Source organism: Streptococcus mitis (assembly GCF_047465045.1).
GTDB lineage: Bacteria > Bacillota > Bacilli > Lactobacillales > Streptococcaceae > Streptococcus > Streptococcus mitis_DT.
The window spans coordinates 1-2,072 of record NZ_JASHAR010000039.1 but is presented as its reverse complement, the minus strand read 5'-3'; the positions used below and the strand labels follow the sequence as shown (position 1 = coordinate 2,072).

Here is a 2,072-nt window from a genome sequence, read left to right as displayed (position 1 = left end):
TAGTGATAATAAATTGTTATCGGTAGGAGAATACTATGGAAATAAAAATAATTGATAAAATTCTATCTCAAAAATGTTTTTGGACAATTATTTTTACTTGTTGGGTTTTTATTGGAATTATAGTATCAATTTTTGATTCATCATTGAAAAATAATTATGTGTATGTTCTTGGTGTAAATTCTTTATTGTTAGCTCAAATCATCACATATCGAAACTTAATGAAAAAAGAAAGAAACGTTTCAACATCTATTTCAGGCACTAAAGTTAATGACCTTCCCCTGTTTTCAATACTTAGTAAAAATAGTGATTATTTAAATAAATGGTATAGCATATCTATTTGTTTTGCAATCGGTTTAATTTATTTCATTTCACTAATATTATTAAAAGTTCTTATCTGGAACGAATTAATTACAATCTATGGCGCTATTACTCTAATCCTAACTGTATTTATTGCAATACAATTGTATTTAAAGTATCTACTCTATATTCTTACCTTAAGAAAGATTTCAAAATTAGAGTTTACTACATTGACACCAGTTTCTCTACATAATCCATCTGAATCGGATTGGATAGTTAAATTTACCGATAGTATGAGTTCATTTAGTAATTATTTTGGAATTTTAGGTATTGCTTATACTGCTCTATTCTATTTAACCACTCCACTATCTGCTATTAAATTTACCGGAAATACATTAATAATAGATACACCTAATAACCTAGTATTCAAAATTACTTGGGGAATAATTTTTATACTGATTGGCTTTGGTTATTTAGTTTTTGACTATCTTTGGAAGAAATATATTAGAGAGATAATAAAAAAAATAAAAAGAATGCAACTGAAGGAATATGATATTACCGATTACAGTAATAAACAACTTAATAAAGATTATATTGAGCTATTTAAACTCTATAAAGATTCCCCGAACTTTCCACAGTTATTCAATGGAAAAATATTCAATCCGATAGGTTTCATCCCCATTTTGATAAATCTATATAGGTTACTTCAACCATTTTTATCACAAAATTAGTGTTGTTAAAAGAGCAGAGAATTCCAATCTCTGCTCTTTTATCTTAATAAATCCCCGCTCTTACCTTCGCTAATTTAATTGAATAATCAATAAAATAATTTAACCTTTCCATAGAGTGATTTTTTTCTAAAACTTCACATTGTTTTTTAATATCAAACTCAATTAACGAAACTTCATTTTTTATATGTTTTAACACACTATATTTATTCAATAAAATTTCTATATTAGTCACCTTATCTTTATTCTGAAGTCCCAATTTTTCTTTATTAGAGAGAAACTGTTCAAGGTAAACGTAACATAAATTTTTCCTACTTTTATTAATATCAAAATTATGATTCCCTTTGTATTTTATAGTGAACTCAGGATTAAAGTATGCTTCGCAATCATTTAGTAATTGAAATAAGTAGCCTAATTTATAACCAATAATTGCTAAATGTTGATTGTCTAATTCAGGATCATATGATTTCATGCCAATCACTAAACAATTTTGAATAACTTGTGAAGTTTGGTTATCTAAGATTTCTTTTATTTTATCAATACTTACATTCATATCAATATTCAATTCTTGTATTGTTCCTTGACACATTCTAATAATCATACGACTAAATACCCTAATTGTAGAATCATCAATTTCAGCTAATAATTCAATACACTTTCCTAATAAAAAAACTGTGATTACTAAGGCTTCATCAATAGAATATTGCTTATGTACTGTGTATATGCTATGCCTTTTATCGTCTTGATCAATAATATCATCAATAATAATAGAGGATTTATGAATTAACTCAATAGCTATTGCAGATTTATAAACTTTTTCATTTAGATTTTCAGAAAATAACTTATAGCCATAATATGTTAATAACGGTCTAAAACGGCTGCCATTCACTACTTGAAGTATCTCATGATATTGTACTGGTAGTTCAAACAGTATTGATTTAATCTCAGAATCAATCCGGAACAAAAAATCTTTTTCTTCACTATTTAACGTAATGATTGGTGTCTTTTCCATAGTATTCTCCTACCGATAACAATTTATTATCACTA

At 26.4% G+C, this 2,072-nt stretch carries 2 protein-coding genes; one reads left to right on the top strand and one right to left on the bottom strand.

Translation table 11 applies throughout. The features are described 5' to 3' along the window. Nucleotides 1-35: 35 nt before the first annotated feature. Entirely contained in the window at nucleotides 36-1,028 is a 993-nt protein-coding gene (locus QM409_RS10670) for a hypothetical protein (protein WP_261051038.1), read from the top strand. Between the two features lie 43 nt (nucleotides 1,029-1,071). Here QM409_RS10670 and QM409_RS10665 read toward each other — a convergent pair whose 3' ends face one another. Continuing rightward, on the bottom strand, nucleotides 1,072-2,037 hold the full coding sequence (locus QM409_RS10665) for a polyprenyl synthetase family protein (protein WP_261051041.1): 966 nt from the start codon (nucleotides 2,035-2,037) through the stop codon (nucleotides 1,072-1,074). Nucleotides 2,038-2,072: the final 35 nt, after the last annotated feature.

Coding starts and splice junctions, on each gene's coding strand:
- QM409_RS10670 (WP_261051038.1), top strand. CDS start 36: ATGGAAATAAAAATAATTGATAAAATTCTATCTCAAAAATGTTTTTGG.
- QM409_RS10665 (WP_261051041.1), bottom strand. CDS start 2,037: ATGGAAAAGACACCAATCATTACGTTAAATAGTGAAGAAAAAGATTTT.